The organism is Burkholderia sp. MSMB0856 (assembly GCF_001524645.2).
Taxonomy (GTDB): Bacteria; Pseudomonadota; Gammaproteobacteria; order Burkholderiales; family Burkholderiaceae; genus Burkholderia; species Burkholderia diffusa.
Genome location: NZ_CP013427.1, coordinates 55,426 through 71,793, shown reverse-complemented (window position 1 = coordinate 71,793; position 16,368 = coordinate 55,426). Strand labels below are relative to the sequence as shown.

The window sequence follows — 16,368 nt, the reverse complement described above, 5'->3', positions numbered from 1 at the left end:
AACGACGGCGATGGCCTGAATGCCGGGGCATTGCCGAAATCTTACATATTGCATACGGCGTGCCGGATACATGTCGTATGTGAGACAGTCTTCGGATCAATGTGATATTTCGGACATGAAAAACTGCTAATGTCGCGCCTTTAGGACCTGGATCCCAGCACTACCGCCGGAAGTGGCCTGAGCCGGCATCGACCCAATCATCCATGACAAGAAATCGCTTCGTTATGCGGCGCATCGCCACGACCTTGATGGTCGCCGGCATCATCGTCTCGCAGGCCGCCTACGCTCAGGTCACGCTCAATTTCGTGAATGCGGATATCGACCAGGTCGCCAAGGCGATCGGCGCCGCAACCGGCAAGACCATCATCGTCGACCCCCGCGTGAAGGGGCAGCTCAACCTCGTGGCCGAACGGCCGGTGCCGGAAGACCAGGCGCTGAAGACGCTGCAGTCGGCGCTGCGCATGCAGGGCTTCGCGCTCGTGCAGGATCACGGCGTGCTGAAGGTCGTGCCGGAGGCCGACGCAAAGCTGCAGGGCGTGCCGACCTATGTCGGCAATGCGCCGCAGGCGCGCGGCGACCAGGTCATCACGCAGGTGTTCGAGCTGCGCAACGAATCGGCGAACAACCTGCTGCCGGTGCTGCGGCCGTTGATCTCGCCGAACAACACGGTCACCGCCTACCCGGCGAACAACACGATCGTCGTCACCGACTACGCGGACAACGTGCGCCGCATCGCGCAGATCATCTCGGGTGTCGACAGCGCCGCGGGCGCGCAGGTTCAGGTCGTGCCGCTGCGCAACGCGAACGCGATCGACCTCGCCGCGCAACTGCAGAAGATGCTCGACCCCGGCGCGATCGGCAACAGCGACGCGACGCTGAAGGTGTCGGTCACGGCCGACCCGCGCACCAACTCGCTGATGCTGCGCGCGTCCAGCGCGTCGCGCCTCGCGGCCGCGAAGCGCCTCGTGCAGCAGCTCGACGCGCCGAGCGCGGTGCCCGGCAACATGCACGTCGTGCCGCTGCGCAACGCCGACGCGGTGAAGCTCGCGAAGACGCTGCGCGGGATGCTCGGCAAGAGCAGCGGCGACAGCGGCTCGTCGGCGTCGTCCAACGATGCGAACAGCTTCAACCAGGGCGGCGGCTCGTCGTCGAGCGGCAACTTCTCGACCGGCACGTCGGGCACCCCGCCGCTGCCGTCGGGCGGCCTGGGCGGTTCGTCTTCGTCGTCGTACGGCAGCGGCGCGACGGGTAGCGGCGGCCTCGGTACCGGCGGCCTGCTCGGCGGCGACAAGGACAAGGGCGACGACAACCAGCCGGGCGGGATGATCCAGGCCGACTCGGCGACCAACTCGCTGATCATCACCGCGTCCGATCCGGTCTACAGGAACCTGCGCTCGGTGATCGACCAGCTCGACGCACGGCGCGCGCAGGTCTATATCGAAGCGCTGATCGTCGAGCTGAACTCGAACACGTCCGGCAACCTCGGCATTCAGTGGCAGATCGCTCAGGGCCAGTTTCTCGGTGGCACGAACTTCAGCGCTCCCGGTACACCCACCGGCAACATCCTCGGTGTGTCGGGCGCGGTTGCAGCCGGCGGTGCGACGGGTCTCGGCGCTTTGGGGCAGACTCTCCTGCCGGGCCTCAACGTCGGTTGGCTGCACAACATGTTCGGCGTGCAGGGCCTCGGCGCGCTGCTGAATTACTTCGCGGGCGTGAGCGACGCGAACGTGCTGTCGACGCCGAACCTCATCACGCTCGACAACGAAGAGGCGAAGATCGTCGTCGGCCAGAACGTGCCGATTCCGACGGGTTCGTATTCGAACCTGACGAGCGGCAACACGAACAACGCATTCAATACCTACGATCGCCGCGACGTCGGTCTCACGCTGCACGTGAAGCCGCAGATCACCGATGGCGGTATTCTGAAGCTGCAACTCTACACGGAGGATTCGGCGGTCGTGACCTCCACTGCGACCGCAGTCAACGGTCCGACCTTCACCAAGCGCTCGATCCAGTCGACGATCCTCGCGGACAACGGCGAAATCATCGTGCTCGGCGGCCTGATGCAGGACAACTACGCGGTGTCGAACAGCAAGGTGCCGCTGCTGGGCGACATCCCGTGGATCGGCCAGCTGTTCCGCTCGGAGAACAAGAACCGCCAGAAGACCAACCTGATGGTGTTCCTGCGCCCGGTGATCATCAACGATCGCAATGTCGCGCAGCAAGTCACGGCTAACCGCTACGACTACATTCAGGGCGTGACGGGCGCGTACAAGTCGGACAACAACGTGATGCGCGACAAGGACGATCCGGTCGTCCCGCCAATGCCGCTCGGCCCGAGCCAGGGCGGCACGCCCGCCGGGAACCTGTTCGATCTCGACAAGATGCGTCGCCAGCAACTGCAGCGCCAGGTGGCGCCGGTGCCGGCCCAGCCGTTGCCGGAGGCAACGCCCGCGCAGCCGCAGAGCGTGCCGCAACAGCCGCTGACCGCCACGCCGGGAGCCTCGCAGTGACCGACGTGCTCGCGTCCTCCGCCCACGACGGCGCGCCGGGCGAACGGCAGCCGCCGTCGCCGCTCGCCGCGCGCCTGTTGCCGTACGGCTTTGCGAAGAGCGGCCAGGTGCTGATCGCGCACCAGCTCGACGACACGCTCGAGGTGTGGATCAGCGAACGCACGAACGACGCGGCGCTCGCCGAAATCGCGCGCAACTTCGGCTCGATCTCCGTGCATCGCGTGCCGGCCGACGAGCTCGCGCAGGCGATCAACCAGGCCTATGCGCGCCAGGACGGCAGCGCGGCGCAGATCGTCGGCGAAGTCGAAGGCGAAGTCGACCTGTCGCGGCTGATGCAGGACATTCCCGAAGTCGAGGATCTGCTCGAATCGGAAGACGACGCGCCGATCATCCGGATGATCAACGCGCTGCTCACGCAAGCGGCGCGCGAACAGGCCTCGGACATTCACATCGAGCCGTTCGAGAACGCATCGGTCGTGCGGTTTCGCGTCGACGGCACGCTGCGCGACGTCGTGCGCCCGAAGAAGGCGCTGCACGGCGCGCTGATCTCGCGGATCAAGATCATGGCGCAGCTCGACATCGCCGAGAAACGCCTGCCGCAGGACGGCCGCATCACGCTGCGCGTCGGCGGCCGGCCGGTCGACGTGCGCGTGTCGACGCTGCCGACCGGGCACGGCGAGCGCGCGGTGCTGCGTCTGCTGGAAAAGGATGCGCAGCGCCTGAACCTCGAGGCGCTCGGGATGGGCCGCGACACGCTCGTCCAGTTCGACAAGCTGATCGGCCGCCCGCACGGGATCGTGCTGGTGACGGGCCCGACCGGTTCGGGCAAGACGACGACGCTGTATGCGTCGATGTCGCGGCTCGAAACGGCGACGACCAACATCATGACCGTCGAGGATCCGATCGAATACGACTTGTCCGGCATCGGCCAGACGCAGGTGAACGAGCGGATCGGGATGACCTTTGCCCGCGCGCTGCGTTCGATCCTGCGCCAGGACCCGGACGTGATCATGATCGGCGAAATCCGCGATCTGGAAACCGCGCAGATCGCGGTGCAGGCATCGCTGACGGGCCACCTCGTGCTCGCGACGCTGCACACCAACGACGCGGCGTCGGCCGTCACACGCTTGACCGACATGGGCGTCGAGCCGTACCTGCTCGCGTCGTCGCTGCTCGGCGTGCTCGCGCAGCGCCTGGTGCGCCAGCTCTGCCCGGTCTGCAAGGAAGAGCGGCACGAGGAAGGCCGCACCGTGTGGCATCCGGTCGGCTGCGACAAGTGCGGGCATTCGGGCTACACCGGCCGGCGCGGCGTGTACGAACTGCTGGTCGTCGACGATTCGATCCGCACGCTGATCCACCGCAACGCGGCCGATGCGGAGATTCTCGCCGCGGGCCGCGCGGAAGGGATGCGCACGCTGCGCGACGACGCCGAGCGCTGGCTCGCGGCCGGCGCGACGTCGCTCGAGGAAGTGCTGCGCGTGACGGGAGGCGCATAGCGCGATGCCGGCATTCCGTTTCGAAGCAATCGATTCGGCGGGGCGCGCGCAGAAAGGCGTGATCGACGCCGACAGCGCGCGCGCCGCGCGCGGCCAGCTGCGCACGCAAGGGCTCACGCCGCTCGTCGTCGAGCCGGCCGCCAGCGCGACCCGCGGCGCGCGCTCGCAGCGCCTCGCGTTCGGGCGCAAGCTGTCGCAGCGCGAGCAGGCGATCCTCACGCGCCAGCTCGCGAGCCTGCTGATCGCGGGGCTGCCGCTCGACGAGGCGCTCGGCGTGCTCACCGAGCAGGCCGAGCGCGACTACATCCGCGAACTGATGGCCGCGATCCGCGCGGAAGTGCTCGGCGGCCATTCGCTCGCGAACGCGCTGGGCCAGCATCCGCGCGACTTCCCGGAAATCTACCGCGCGCTCGTCGCGGCGGGCGAGCACACCGGCAAGCTCGGCATCGTGCTGTCGCGCCTCGCCGACTACATCGAACAGAGCAACGCGCTGAAGCAGAAGATCCTGTTGGCGTTCACGTATCCGGGAATCGTCACGCTGATCGCATTCGGCATCGTCACGTTCCTGTTGAGCTATGTCGTGCCGCAGGTCGTCAACGTGTTCGCGAGCACGAAGCAGCAACTGCCGCTGCTGACGATCGTGATGATGGCGCTGTCGGATTTCGTCCGGCACTGGTGGTGGGCGATCCTGATCGCGGTCGCGCTCGTCGTGTGGTTCGTGAAGGCGACGCTGTCGCGCGACGGGCCCAGGCTCGCGTTCGACCGCTGGGTGCTGACGGCGCCGCTCGCGGGCAAGCTCGTGCGCGGCTACAACACGGTGCGCTTCGCGAGCACGCTCGGGATCCTGACCGCGGCCGGCGTGCCGATCCTGCGCGCGTTGCAGGCGGCCGGCGAGACGCTGTCGAACCGCGCGATGCGCGCGAACATCGACGATGCGATCGTGCGCGTGCGCGAAGGCTCCGCGCTGTCGCGCGCGCTGAACAACGTGAAGACGTTTCCGCCGGTGCTGGTGCACCTGATCCGTTCCGGCGAGGCGACGGGCGACGTGACGACGATGCTCGATCGCGCGGCGGAAGGCGAGGCGCGCGAACTCGAGCGGCGCACAATGTTCCTGACGAGCCTGCTCGAGCCGCTTTTGATCCTCGCGATGGGCGGCATCGTGCTCGTGATCGTGCTGGCCGTGATGCTGCCGATCATCGAGCTGAACAACATGGTGCAGTGACGGCCCGGGCGCCGGTCGGGCCGCCGCCGTTCAACGCATGTAGATCGCGGGGGACGGCGTGTTCGCGGGGAGCTGGATTTCGGCGCGGGCGCCGTTGCGGTCGACGATGATCGAGCGGCTGCGGACTTCCGCGAGCTTCGCGCCGGGCGTGACTTCCGCGCCGAGCGACACGGCACGCGGCGGTTCGCCGCCGACGCCGACGATCGCGGCGCCGCCATGATCGAGCGCGAGAATGCCGAACAGGTGGATGTCCTGCACGGGATTCTTGTCGAGCTGTCCGCCGAAGAGCGCGGCGGCGTCCTCGGTGCGGATCGGCAACCGCGCAGCGGCGGCGGGCAGCGGCGCTTCGCGGGCCGACAGCGTGACGACCCAGTAGGTGGCCGTCGCGCACAAACCCGCGAAGAGGGCTAGGGAGAGGATCCGGATCGAGAGCGCGTTCATGCGCGCTATTGTACGGATGTATATGAAATTTGCGTTGGGTGAAAGCCCTCGGCAATGCGCGCCTTACAATGCGTGCTCCGCGCCCGGGGAAACGGAAGCCAGCCGTCAGGCAAGCGTCCGGAATACGCCGGGTGCGTCACTCAATCGACGATATTTTTTGGAAAGAGGTAGTCAGTCATGCAAACGTGGATCACTCGCCGTAATGCGGCCGTGCGCCGTCAGCGCGGTTTCACGCTGATCGAGATCATGGTGGTGGTCGCGATCCTCGGGATCCTGGCGGCACTGATCGTGCCGAAGATCATGAACCGTCCCGACGAGGCACGCCGTATCGCCGCGAAGCAGGACATCGGCACGATCATGCAGGCGCTCAAGCTGTATCGTCTCGACAACGGCCGCTATCCGACCCAGGAACAGGGCCTGAACGCGTTGACCCAGAAGCCGACCACCGATCCGATCCCGAACAACTGGAAGGACGGCGGCTATCTCGAGCGCCTGCCGAACGATCCGTGGGGCAATGGGTACAAGTACCTGAACCCGGGCGTGCACGGGGAGATCGACGTGTTCAGCTACGGCGCCGACGGCAAGGAAGGCGGCGAGAGCAACGATTCCGACATCGGTTCGTGGCAGTAAGCGCGCGCTGACCGGACCGACGTTCTTCCCGCTTCTTCACTTCATGCCCGCCTTTCGCACGCCCTTGCGCTCCGCTCGCGCTTGCCGCGATGCCCGCGACGGCCGCGTGCGTCGCGGCACGGCCGTGACCGCGGCGCGAGCGCGCGGCTTCACGCTGCTCGAGATGCTGGTCGTGCTCGTGATCGCGGGCCTGCTGGTGTCGCTCGCGTCGCTGTCGCTCACGCGCAATCCGCGCACCGACCTGCGCGAGGAAGCGCAGCGCATCGCGCTGCTGTTCGAGACGGCCGGCGACGAAGCGCAGGTGCGCGCACGTCCGATCGCGTGGCAGCCGACCGAGCACGGCTTCCGTTTCGACGTGAGCTCGCCCGACGGCTGGCGCACGCTGCGCGATGACGTGCTGCGCCCGCGCGACTGGGACGGCGGCGTCACCGGCGCCGACATCGACTATCCGGGATCCGACACGCGTGCGAGCCGCGTCGTGTTCGGCATCGAAAGCGTCGACACGCCGGTGCGCGTGACGCTCCATTCGGCAGTCGGCAGCGCGACGATCGTCGGCACCGGCAACGGCCGCTACGAGGTGCAATGACGATGCGTCGTCGCCTGCCCTTCCCGGCTCCTTCCCGCGGTTTCACGATGATCGAGGTGCTGGTCGCGCTCGCGATCATCGCGGTCGCGCTCGCCGCGTCGATCCGCGCGGTCGGCACGATGGCGACCAATGCATCCGATCTCCATCGCCGGCTGCTCGCCGGCTGGAGCGCCGACAACGCACTCGCGCAGCTGCGGCTCACGCATGCGTGGCCGGAGGTCGGCGAGCAGAGTTTCGACTGTTCGCAAGGCAACGTGCAGCTGGTCTGCACGCAGCGCGTGAGCACGACGCCGAACCCGGTGTTCCGGCGCGTGCAGATGTCGGTGAGCATGCCGGGGCACGCCGGCGTGCTCGCGCAAATGGTGACGGTGGTCGCGAATGAAACCAGCCGTCCGCTCTGACGCGCCGATGCGGCGCCGGCCCGTGCGTTCCGTCGGCTCGCGCCGCGTGCGCGGCTTCACGCTGATCGAACTGATGATCGCGATCGCGATCCTCGCGGTGGTCGCGATCCTCTCGTGGCGCGGCCTCGACCAGATCATGCGCGGTCGCGACAAGGTCGCGTCCGCGATGGAGGACGAGCGCATCTTCGCGCAGATGTTCGACCAGATGCGCATCGACGCGCGGCTCGCCGCCACCGACGACGAAGCCGGCCAGCCGGCGATCGGCGTCGCCGGCAACACGCTGCAGATCGTCCGCGAACTCGACGTGCCGGGCGCCGCGCCTCGGTTGCAGGTGGTCCGCTACCGGATCGCCGGCGGGCGCGTCGTGCGCTATGCGTCGCCGCCGCTCGACGACGCGAACCGCCTGCGCGACGTGCTGAAGGACAGCAGCGTCGACGGCTGGAGCTGGGTCGCGCTGATGGGCGGCGTCGGTGCGATCGACGCGAAGCTGTACGTGCCGCGCGTCGGCTGGACCACCAACCTGCAGGCGGCCAGCGACGCGCTGTCGCAGAACAACGATGCGCTGAAGGTGCCGCAGATCGGCAACGCGCCGCCGACGCGCGCGGTGACGGGGCTGCAGGTCAGCATCGGCGCGACGTCGCTGCGCGTGCCCGTCACGCGCATTTTCCTCGTCGGGGAATGACGATGCGCGCGCGCCCTCACCGTTCCCGGTTCGCCACTCGCGGCGGCGCACGCGCGCATGCACGCACCCGCCGCGAGCGCGGTGCGGCGATCATCACCGCGCTGCTCGTCGTCGCACTGTCGGCGATCCTCGTGTCGGGGATGCTGTGGCGTCAGCAGGTGCAGATTCGCCGCATCGAGAACCAGCGCGTGATCGCGCAGGCGCAGTGGGTCGCGCGCGGCGCGCTCGACTGGACGCGCATGATCCTGCGCTCCGAAGGCGACACGGCGCCCGGCATCACCTATCTCGGCGGAATCTGGGCCGTGCCGATCGCGAAGACCAAGCTGTCCGACTTCCTCGGCCGGATCGGCGCGCCGAACGACAACGGCGGCGAAGACACCTACATCTCCGGATCGATCGAGGACGCGCAGGCGAAGTACAACCTGCGCAACCTCGTGTCGTCGCCGGCGCCCGGCGTGCTGCAGCTCAACGTGATGCAGCTCCAGGCATTCCAGCGGCTGTTGACGACGCTCGGCTACGACGGCGCGTTCGCGAAGCGGATCGCGCTGCAGATGCGCGCGGGCCTGATGCATTCGGCGACGCGCTTCCAGACGCCGACGCTGCCCGGCGCCGGTACGGCCGCGACCGCGCCGGTGCCCGGCGGCGACATGACCGGCAACATCACCGACGAACCAGGGATGTCCGACGGCGATCGCGGGCCCGCGCCGCTCCAGATGACCGGCGTCGACAGCCTGCTCGACGTCGACGGCGTGACGCCCGAGATGGTCGCGCGGCTGCGCCCGTTCGTCACCGTGCTGCCGACCACCACGCCGGTGAACATGAATACCGCGCCGGCCGAGGTGATCGCGGCGCTGGTGCCGGGGATGAGCGTGTCGTCCGCGCAGGCGCTCGTGGCGCGGCGCGAGACCGTGTTTTTCCGCAACGTCGGCGACGTGCAGCTCGCGCTGCGCGGCGCCGGCGCGCCGCCGAACGCGACGATCGACTCGAGCCTCGTCGACGTCAATTCGAACTATTTCATCGTGCATGGCCGGATTCAGCACGATCGCGCGGAGGTCGATCGCACCTCGCTCGTGTATCGTGATTCGACCACGCACTCGACGCGGGTCGTGCGCATCCGCGACCAGCTATAACGACGCCATTCGGGAGAGGAGCTCTTGAGCACGCTGATTGTTTCTTTGCCGCCGCGCGAGCCGGCCGTGCCGCTGCAGGAGTGGCAGTGGCCCGAGCTGCCGTTCACGCTCGTGGACAAGGCCGGCCAGGTGCAGCGCGCGGGCCGCGCCGCGCTCGCGCTGCTGCCGCGCGCGAACGCGACGGTGCTGATCGTCGCCGCGCGCGACGTGCTGCTGCTGGCCGCGACCGTGCCGCCGCTCAAGGGGCCGAAGCTGCGCCAGGCGCTGCCCAACATCGTCGAGGACCAGCTGATCCAGGATCCGCTCGGCTGCCATATCGCGCTCGATCCGGTCGCGCTGCCGGACGGCCGCCGCGTGCTGGCCGTCGTCGATCGCGCGTGGTTCCGCGCGATCTGCGACGCGTTCACGGCGGCCGGCCATCGCCACCTGAGCGCCGTGCCCGCGACGCGCTGCCTGCCCGCGCCGCGGGCGCCGGCGGCGGACGCTGCGCCCGATGCGCCTGCCGAGGGTGAGGCCACGCCGGCCGCCGCAATCACGGCGGCGGACGAGCCGCCCCTTCGCCCGACGGCGGTGGCCGCGGTGCTCGGCCTCGCGACGACGGTCGAATCCGTGCTCGTGGAAGCCGGCGCGCAGCCGGCCGCGGCCGGTGCGCCGCGTCTCGAGCTTGCGATCGCGCGCGGCGCGCTCGGCGAAGGTTTCGCGGCGCCGGCATCCCGCGCGGGCGGCACGCTGGCCGCGCTCGCCGGTGGCGGCGACGTCGAGCTGTACGAACTCGGCGAACCGGGCGCGGAGCCGCGCCTCGCGTCGGTCGGTCGTGCCGACGGCCCGCTGCTGCCCGGCGCGCAACCGCTGTCGTTCGACGCATTCGCGCGGCGTGCGCTGACCGAACGCTTCGATCTGTGCCAGTTCGAATTCGAATCCCAGCCGTGGCGCTTCGACCGCGCGACGGTGAAGCGCCTGCGCGTGCCGATCGCACTCGCCGCGGCCACGCTCGGCGTCGCGGTGATCGGGATGAACCTGCACTGGTGGAAGCTGTCGCGCGAGCGCGACGCGCTGTCCGCGCAGATCACCGAGACGCTGCTGTCGGCCTTCCCGAAGACGACGACGGTGCTCGATCCGCCCGCGCAGATGCAGCGTCAGCTCGATCAGCTGCGCCTTGCGGCCGGCGAGCTGTCGCCGAACGATTTCCTCGCGCTGTCGAGCGGGTTGTCGCGTTCGATGGGTGCGCTGCCGCTGAACGGAATCGCGTCGCTCGATTATCACGACCGGCGGCTCGACGTCGGCTTCAAGCCGGAGGTCAAGGTCGACCCCGATTTCCCGCAGCGTCTCGCGCGCAACGGACTGTCCGGCGAAGTCGACAGCAGCACCGGCAAATGGACGATCCGGAGCCGCTCATGAAGACCGAACAACTGAACCAGACGCTGGCCCAGTTCTGGGGCGAACGCACGCCGCGCGAGCGGACGCTGCTCGGCTGGGGCGGCGCCGTGCTGGCGGTCGCGATCGCGTATTCGGTGCTGTGGTCGCCCGCGCAGGAAGGCCGCGCGCGGATCCGCCACGAACTGCCGACGATGCGCCGCGAGCTCGCGCAGATGACCGCGCAGGCCACCGAGGCGAAGTCGCTGACGGCCGCCGCGCAAGGCGTCGCGCCGACCGGCCTCGCGCTGAAGGACGCGCTCACCGCGTCGCTGTCCGATCACGGGCTGCAGGGCGCGCAGGTGCAGGTCGTCGGTAACGGCGTGCAGGTCCAGATGAAGAACGTGCCGTTCCCGGTGTGGACGCAGTGGCTCGACGACGCGCGCCGGCAGTTCAAGGTGCAGGTCGGCGAAGCACACGTGACCGCGCTGAAGGAAGACGGCCAGGTCGACCTGACGGCCGTGATGCAACCCTCGACGCAGAAATGACGCAGTGGATGAAACAAGCGACGGTCGGCCGATGAGGCCAGGGATCCGGCGGCTCGTCGCCGCATTGCCGTGGGTGGTGGCGGGCGGGCTCGCGACGGCGCTGACGCTCGTCGCGCTCGCGCCGGCCGCCTGGATCGCCCCGCAGTTCGCGCGCGCGACTGGCGGGCACGTCAACCTCGTCGATCCGGACGGATCGCTGTGGCACGGCTCGGGCACGCTGATGCTCGCGCCGGGCGCCGACCAGAGCGCGGCGACGCTGCTGCCGGGCCGGGTCGAATGGACCACGGGCTTCTGGCCGCTCCTGACCGGGCGCGTGCAGATGCGCATGCGGCAGACCGAGGCGATGCCCGACGCCGTCACGCTCGACGCGACGTGGCGCGGCGCGGTGCTGTCGGCGGGCTCGATGGCCGTGCCCGCGTCGCTGCTCGCCGGGCTCGGCACGCCGTTCAACACGCTCGACCTGCAGGGTGACGTGCGGCTTGGCTGGACCGACTGGCGGATGATCGGCAACAACGCGTTCGGCCAGTTGACGGTGACGATCGATTCGATGAGTTCGCGCGTGTCGCGCGTGAAGCCGCTCGGGTCGTACCGGGCAGTGCTGCAGGCGAAGGGGGCGGACGCCGATCTCGACCTGTCGACGACGCAGGGCCCGCTGTTCCTCGACGGGCACGGCAGCTTCGGCCCCGGTCAGGGTTCGTTTCGCGGCACCGCGCACGCGGCGCCCGAGCAGCAGGCGAATCTCGCCGGGCTGCTGAACCTGCTCGGCCATCCGATCGGCAACAACCAGGTGTCGCTGATCTTCGGCGACGCGACGCGCTGACGCGCGCGGCGCGCTCGCCTTTTCCCGTCTTACTTCTGCGCGAGCGGTGCGGCAGCCGACGGTGCCGCCGCACCGGATGCCGGCACTGGCGCCGCCACATCGCCCGTTTCGCGCGCCATGTCCGATGCATCCCAGCCGCCGCCGAGCGCCTTCACGAGCCCGACCGACGACACCATCCGCTGCCCGCCGATCGTCGCGAGCTTTTGCTGCGCGGTGAACGCGGTGGTCTGCGCGGTCAGCACGTTCAGGTAGGCGACCGTGCCGGCCTTGTACTGGTTCGTGACGATCGCGAGCGCGTGCTCGGCGCTGTCGACGGCCTGCCGCTGCACGTCGACTTCCTGCGCGAGGATGCGCTGCGACGCGAGGTTGTCCTCGACGTCCTGGAATGCGGTGAGCACCGCGAGGCGGTACGCGGCGACGTCCTGGTCGTAGGTCGCGCGCGCGGCATCGGTCTGCGCGGCGCGCAGGCCGGCGTCGAACAACGTCGCCGCGAGCTGCGGGCCGACCGTCCAGAACCGCGCGGGCAGCGTGAACAGCTGCGACCACACCGAGCTCTGGAAACCGCCGGTGGCCGACAGCGTGAGCGTCGGGAAGAACGCGGCAATCGCGACGCCGATCTGCTCGTTCGCGGCCGCCGCGCGGCGCTCGGCCGCCGCAATGTCGGGCCGGCGCTCGAGCAGCGCGGACGGCACGTCGACCGGCGTGATCGGCGGTTCCGCCGCGAGCGGATTCGGCGGCAGCGAGAACGTCGAGGCCGGTTCGCCGATCAGCGTCGCGATCGCGTGCTCGTACTGCGCGCGCGCGACGCCGTTTTCGATCGCCGCGGCCTGCGCGCTCTGCAGCTGCGTCTGCGCCTGGATCACGTCCGCGCGCGCGGCGACGCCCTGCGCGTACTGGTTCTGCGTGAGCTTCAGCGATTCGCCGTACGACTTCACGGTGTCGTCGAGCAGCTTCTGCAGCGCATCGGACGTGCGCAGCTGGAAGTAGGTCTGCGCGAGCAGCGCCTGCTGCGACAGCCGCGCGTTCGCGAGATCGGCCGCGGCGGCCGCCTCGCCGGCGCGCTGCGCGCTGACGCTGCGGCTCACCTTGCCCCACAGGTCGGGCTCCCAGCTTGCATCGAGACCGACGCTGTAGCTGTTGCCGATCGACGAACTGCTGCCGAAGCCCGACGTGCTCGACGTCGACGCGCGCCCCGTGCGGGAGCGCGAGCCCGACGCGGTCAGCCCGACGGTCGGGAAGTACGCGGCACGCGCTTCGGCGACGAGCGCGCGGGCTTGCCGGTACGCGGCGGCCGATTGCGCGATGGTCTGGTTCGATGCGTTGAGCTTGCCGATCAGCGCGTCGAGCTGCGGATCGTTGTAGACGGTCCACCACGGGCCGCGGTCGGCCCGGTCGGCGGGCTGCGCGACCTTCCAGCCGGCCGGCGCTTCCTTGAAGGCGGCGGGGATCGACGTGTCGGGCCGGTGATAGTCGGGCCCGACGGCGCAGCCGGCGAGCAGCACGGCCGTCGCAACGGCGACGGCGGCGCTCAGCGGGCGAAGGGCGCGCGGGAGGGGGGCGTACGGCATCGTGGTATTCCTGTCTGGGCGCGATGGCCGGCGAGCGGCGTCGCGCGATGCGGTCGTTGTGCCGCTGGCGGACAAATGGTAACTGACGGCGGGAAAGCTGCGCAGCCCTAAGGGTACGGTGCGCGGCGGCACGAATGTGTTACCGGTGCGGCCGGCCGGTTTACCGGTCATTACGGATCGCTTGCGCACGGAGCGGGCAACGAATGCGGCGCGGACGGCGCCGGGCCGCGGGGATGCGGCCGGCGTTCAGTCCGGATGGCGAGGGTGGCGCGGGGTCAGTGGCAGTGCACGGGCGCCGGGACGGGATCGGCGGCGGACCGCCATGTCGACGGCTCCGTTGCCGCCGGCTGGCTCGTGCGGCGGGCGGTGTGCTTCGCGTTGCGCTGCCGGCGGTGATCGAACCATGTGAACCCGAGCGCCGCGAGCGATCCGCCCGGTACCACCAGCATCGTCACGTACAGCGCGATCTTCCAGCCGCGGTGCGGCCCGGAGAACACATGATGAGCGGTATCGGTCAGGTTGCGGCGCAGCGCGCCGGCGGCATTTTTCAGGAACAGCATCGCGAACATCCTCGGGGTGCCCGGCAGCGCGGGCGAAGCGGTCAGAACATCGTCTCCGGCAGTGCAACATGCACGTCGTAACTGGTTGCCTGAAATAATATTGACTAAGCAATTAATTTTCAAGATACTGGGCGCGTTTTGACCTGAAACGCACTATTGCTGCGCGCGCAATTCGCATGAACGGCGGCCTCTACGATCCCGACACCATCGCACTGGAAACGAGCCTCGGTTACTACCTGACCAAGGCCCGGCAGGCGCTCGTCGAGCGAATGGACCGCGCGCTCGAGCCGTACGACCTCACCGCGCAGCAGATCGGCGTGATCCTGCTGTTGTCGCGCGGCTATGCGCGCACGCCGTTCGAGCTGTCGCGCAAGATGTCGTACGACAGTGGATCGATGACCCGGATGCTCGACCGTCTCGAGCGCAAGGGCCTGATCGCACGCTCGCGCAGCGAACAGGACCGCCGGGTGATCGAGCTGACGCTGACCGAACGCGGCGCCGAAGCGGCCCGCGCGCTGCCGTCGCTGATCGCAACCGCGCTGAACGCGCAGCTTGCCGGCTTCTCGGCCGACGAGCTCGCGCTGCTCACCGGCCTGCTGCAGCGGTTCATCGCCAACGGGCCCGGCGACACCGGCTGCCCGAAGCCCGACGAACCGGATTGTTGAGCACGGAGGCCCGATGTCTAGGTTAATCAGTCGCTTATTTCTCTGTCTGGGCAGAAGATGACAAGGCACGCGCTCCGTCTCTCCCCTCACCCGTTCCCACCAGCCGGGCCGCGCGATATCGTGCGCCCGTGCGCTGTGCCGGCGCGTCGCGCGCGCCGCGTCTAGGAGATTCCGATGTCCGCCACCACGGCATCCGCCGCGCCCCGTCCCGCCGAACCCGCGCCGCTGACCGGCGGCGCGCTCGCGCTCCTCACCGTCGGGCTCGCGCTCGGCACCTTCATGGAAGTGCTCGACACGTCGATCGCGAACGTCGCGGTGCCGACCATCTCGGGCAGCCTCGGCGTCGCGACGAGCGAAGGCACGTGGGTGATCTCGTCGTATTCGGTCGCGTCCGCGATCGCGGTGCCGCTGACCGGCTGGCTCGCGCGGCGGGTCGGCGAAGTGCGCCTGTTCACGCTGTCGGTGCTCGCGTTCACGATCGCGTCGGCGCTGTGCGGCCTCGCGGAGAACTTCGAGACGTTGATCGCGTTCCGGCTGCTGCAGGGCCTCGTGTCGGGGCCGATGGTGCCGCTGTCGCAGACGATCCTGATGCGCAGCTATCCGCCCGCGAAGCGCGGGCTCGCGCTCGGGCTATGGGCGATGACGGTGATCGTCGCGCCGATCTTCGGCCCGTTGCTGGGCGGCTGGATCAGCGACAACTACACGTGGCCGTGGATCTTCTACATCAACCTGCCGATCGGGATCTTTTCGGCGGCCTGCGCGTACTTCCTGCTGCGCGGCCGCGAGACGAAGACGACGAAGCAGCGGATCGACGCGGTCGGCCTCGCGCTGCTCGTGATCGGCGTGTCGTGCCTGCAGATGATGCTCGACCTCGGCAAGGACCGCGACTGGTTCAACTCGACCTTCATCGTCGCGCTCGCGCTGATCGCGGTCGTGTCGCTGGCGTTCATGCTCGTGTGGGAGGCGACCGAGAAGGAACCGGTGGTCGATCTGTCGCTGTTCAAGGACCGCAACTTCGCCCTCGGCGCGATGATCATCTCGTTCGGCTTCATGGCGTTTTTCGGCTCGGTCGTGATCTTCCCGCTGTGGCTGCAGACGGTGATGGGCTACACGGCCGGCAAGGCCGGCCTCGCGACCGCGCCGGTCGGGCTGCTCGCCCTCGTGCTGTCGCCGCTGATCGGCCGCAACATGCACCGGCTCGACTTGCGGATGGTCGCGAGCTTCGCGTTCATCGTGTTCGCCGGCGTGTCGATCTGGAACTCGACGTTCACGCTCGACGTGCCGTTCAACCACGTGATCCTGCCGCGGCTCGTGCAGGGGATCGGCGTCGCGTGCTTCTTCGTGCCGATGACGACGATCACGCTGTCGAGCATCTCCGACGAGCGGCTCGCGAGCGCGTCGGGGCTGTCGAACTTCCTGCGCACGCTGTCCGGCGCGATCGGCACCGCGGCCAGCTCGACGTTCTGGGAGAACGACGCGATCTACCACCACGCGCGGCTGTCGGAATCGGTGAGCGTCTACGCGCAGAGCACGACCGACTACCAGGGCGCGCTCGCACAGCTCGGCATCGTCGGGCAGACGGCCAACGCGCAGCTCAACCAGCTCGTCACGCAGCAAGGCTTCATGATGGCGACCAACGACTTCTTTCACCTGTCGGCGGGCGTGTTCATCGCGCTCGCGGCGCTCGTGTGGATCACGAAGCCGAAGAAGGGCGCGGGGCCGGCGATGGGGCACTGAGCGCGCGACGGGCCGC

General features: G+C 69.1%; 16 protein-coding genes. 13 read left to right on the top strand and 3 right to left on the bottom strand.

Features of this window, described 5'->3' with window-relative positions:
* Positions 1-203: 203 nt before the first annotated feature.
* Genes gspD through gspF form a run of 3 tightly spaced genes read left to right on the top strand, consistent with a single transcriptional unit; the run spans position 204 to position 5,231 of the window.
* Positions 204-2,513, top strand: a complete 2,310-nt coding sequence (gene gspD, locus WS87_RS01325; protein ID WP_059814564.1) for a type II secretion system secretin GspD — start codon at positions 204-206, stop codon at positions 2,511-2,513.
* On the top strand, positions 2,510-4,009 hold the full coding sequence (gene gspE, locus WS87_RS01320; RefSeq protein ID WP_059531283.1) for a type II secretion system ATPase GspE: 1,500 nt from the start codon (positions 2,510-2,512) through the stop codon (positions 4,007-4,009). Before gspD ends, gspE begins: the two co-directional genes overlap by 4 nt.
* 4 nt (positions 4,010-4,013) lie before the next feature.
* Positions 4,014-5,231, top strand: a complete 1,218-nt coding sequence (gspF, locus tag WS87_RS01315; RefSeq protein ID WP_059531287.1) for a type II secretion system inner membrane protein GspF — start codon at positions 4,014-4,016, stop codon at positions 5,229-5,231.
* Positions 5,232-5,261: 30 nt separating this feature from the next.
* Here the strand turns inward: gspF and WS87_RS01310 are convergent, their stop codons facing one another.
* The gene (locus WS87_RS01310; protein WP_059448336.1) at positions 5,262-5,672 is read right to left on the bottom strand and encodes a type II secretion system protein N; all 411 of its coding nucleotides are present in this window, start codon (positions 5,670-5,672) and stop codon (positions 5,262-5,264) included.
* Between the two features lie 177 nt (positions 5,673-5,849).
* Between WS87_RS01310 and gspG the strand changes: the two genes are divergently transcribed.
* From gspG to WS87_RS01270, 8 genes are read left to right on the top strand one after another with little or no spacing between them, the layout of a single operon-like run.
* The gene (gene gspG / locus WS87_RS01305) at positions 5,850-6,302 is read left to right on the top strand and encodes a type II secretion system major pseudopilin GspG (protein WP_059814567.1); all 453 of its coding nucleotides are present in this window, start codon (positions 5,850-5,852) and stop codon (positions 6,300-6,302) included.
* 43 nt (positions 6,303-6,345) lie between these two features.
* Positions 6,346-6,888, top strand: coding sequence for a GspH/FimT family pseudopilin (locus tag WS87_RS01300; protein ID WP_059814572.1), 543 nt, complete (start codon positions 6,346-6,348; stop codon positions 6,886-6,888).
* Positions 6,885-7,289, top strand: coding sequence for a type II secretion system minor pseudopilin GspI (gene gspI, locus WS87_RS01295; RefSeq protein WP_059531297.1), 405 nt, complete (start codon positions 6,885-6,887; stop codon positions 7,287-7,289). The genes WS87_RS01300 and gspI overlap by 4 nt, the downstream gene beginning before the upstream one ends.
* Complete coding sequence (locus WS87_RS01290) at positions 7,267-7,971, top strand: PulJ/GspJ family protein (protein ID WP_059602162.1); 705 nt, start codon at positions 7,267-7,269, stop codon at positions 7,969-7,971. Before gspI ends, WS87_RS01290 begins: the two co-directional genes overlap by 23 nt.
* Positions 7,972-7,973: 2 nt before the next feature.
* Positions 7,974-9,101, top strand: coding sequence for a type II secretion system minor pseudopilin GspK (gspK, locus tag WS87_RS01285; protein WP_059814679.1), 1,128 nt, complete (start codon positions 7,974-7,976; stop codon positions 9,099-9,101).
* Positions 9,102-9,125: 24 nt separating this feature from the next.
* The gene (gene gspL, locus WS87_RS01280; RefSeq protein ID WP_059814577.1) at positions 9,126-10,499 is read left to right on the top strand and encodes a type II secretion system protein GspL; all 1,374 of its coding nucleotides are present in this window, start codon (positions 9,126-9,128) and stop codon (positions 10,497-10,499) included.
* On the top strand, positions 10,496-11,002 hold the full coding sequence (gene gspM / locus WS87_RS01275) for a type II secretion system protein GspM (protein WP_059531425.1): 507 nt from the start codon (positions 10,496-10,498) through the stop codon (positions 11,000-11,002). Before gspL ends, gspM begins: the two co-directional genes overlap by 4 nt.
* Positions 11,003-11,033: 31 nt before the next feature.
* Positions 11,034-11,822: a type II secretion system protein N gene (locus tag WS87_RS01270; protein ID WP_059814582.1), complete on the top strand. Its 789-nt coding sequence runs from the start codon at positions 11,034-11,036 to the stop codon at positions 11,820-11,822.
* Positions 11,823-11,851: 29 nt separating this feature from the next.
* On the opposite strand, the gene WS87_RS01265 is transcribed toward WS87_RS01270, so the two are convergent.
* Together WS87_RS01265 and WS87_RS01260 are read right to left on the bottom strand one after the other, a co-directional pair.
* A complete protein-coding gene (locus WS87_RS01265; RefSeq protein WP_059814589.1) occupies positions 11,852-13,390 on the bottom strand; it encodes an efflux transporter outer membrane subunit in 1,539 nt (512 codons plus the stop codon).
* A gap of 275 nt (positions 13,391-13,665) precedes the next feature.
* A complete protein-coding gene (locus WS87_RS01260) occupies positions 13,666-13,950 on the bottom strand; it encodes a multidrug ABC transporter ATPase (RefSeq protein ID WP_082750522.1) in 285 nt (94 codons plus the stop codon).
* Positions 13,951-14,126: 176 nt separating this feature from the next.
* Between WS87_RS01260 and WS87_RS01255 the strand changes: the two genes are divergently transcribed.
* Both WS87_RS01255 and WS87_RS01250 read left to right on the top strand, forming a co-directional pair.
* On the top strand, positions 14,127-14,615 hold the full coding sequence (locus tag WS87_RS01255; protein WP_059531315.1) for a MarR family winged helix-turn-helix transcriptional regulator: 489 nt from the start codon (positions 14,127-14,129) through the stop codon (positions 14,613-14,615).
* A 174-nt stretch (positions 14,616-14,789) separates the two neighbouring features.
* Complete coding sequence (locus tag WS87_RS01250) at positions 14,790-16,352, top strand: DHA2 family efflux MFS transporter permease subunit (RefSeq protein WP_059814597.1); 1,563 nt, start codon at positions 14,790-14,792, stop codon at positions 16,350-16,352.
* Positions 16,353-16,368 lie beyond the last annotated feature (16 nt).

Excerpts from the sequence above, each read along its gene's own strand:
- WS87_RS01270 (WP_059814582.1), top strand. The coding sequence starts at position 11,034 with ATGAGGCCAGGGATCCGGCGGCTCGTCGCCGCATTGCCGTGGGTGGTG.
- gspM (WP_059531425.1), top strand. The coding sequence starts at position 10,496 with ATGAAGACCGAACAACTGAACCAGACGCTGGCCCAGTTCTGGGGCGAA.
- WS87_RS01260 (WP_082750522.1), bottom strand. The coding sequence starts at position 13,950 with ATGCTGTTCCTGAAAAATGCCGCCGGCGCGCTGCGCCGCAACCTGACC.
- WS87_RS01290 (WP_059602162.1), top strand. The coding sequence starts at position 7,267 with ATGAAACCAGCCGTCCGCTCTGACGCGCCGATGCGGCGCCGGCCCGTG.
- gspF (WP_059531287.1), top strand. The coding sequence starts at position 4,014 with ATGCCGGCATTCCGTTTCGAAGCAATCGATTCGGCGGGGCGCGCGCAG.
- WS87_RS01255 (WP_059531315.1), top strand. The coding sequence starts at position 14,127 with ATGAACGGCGGCCTCTACGATCCCGACACCATCGCACTGGAAACGAGC.
- WS87_RS01250 (WP_059814597.1), top strand. The coding sequence starts at position 14,790 with ATGTCCGCCACCACGGCATCCGCCGCGCCCCGTCCCGCCGAACCCGCG.
- WS87_RS01310 (WP_059448336.1), bottom strand. The coding sequence starts at position 5,672 with ATGAACGCGCTCTCGATCCGGATCCTCTCCCTAGCCCTCTTCGCGGGT.
- gspI (WP_059531297.1), top strand. The coding sequence starts at position 6,885 with ATGACGATGCGTCGTCGCCTGCCCTTCCCGGCTCCTTCCCGCGGTTTC.
- gspK (WP_059814679.1), top strand. The coding sequence starts at position 7,974 with ATGCGCGCGCGCCCTCACCGTTCCCGGTTCGCCACTCGCGGCGGCGCA.
- gspD (WP_059814564.1), top strand. The coding sequence starts at position 204 with ATGACAAGAAATCGCTTCGTTATGCGGCGCATCGCCACGACCTTGATG.
- gspG (WP_059814567.1), top strand. The coding sequence starts at position 5,850 with ATGCAAACGTGGATCACTCGCCGTAATGCGGCCGTGCGCCGTCAGCGC.
- WS87_RS01300 (WP_059814572.1), top strand. The coding sequence starts at position 6,346 with ATGCCCGCCTTTCGCACGCCCTTGCGCTCCGCTCGCGCTTGCCGCGAT.
- WS87_RS01265 (WP_059814589.1), bottom strand. The coding sequence starts at position 13,390 with ATGCCGTACGCCCCCCTCCCGCGCGCCCTTCGCCCGCTGAGCGCCGCC.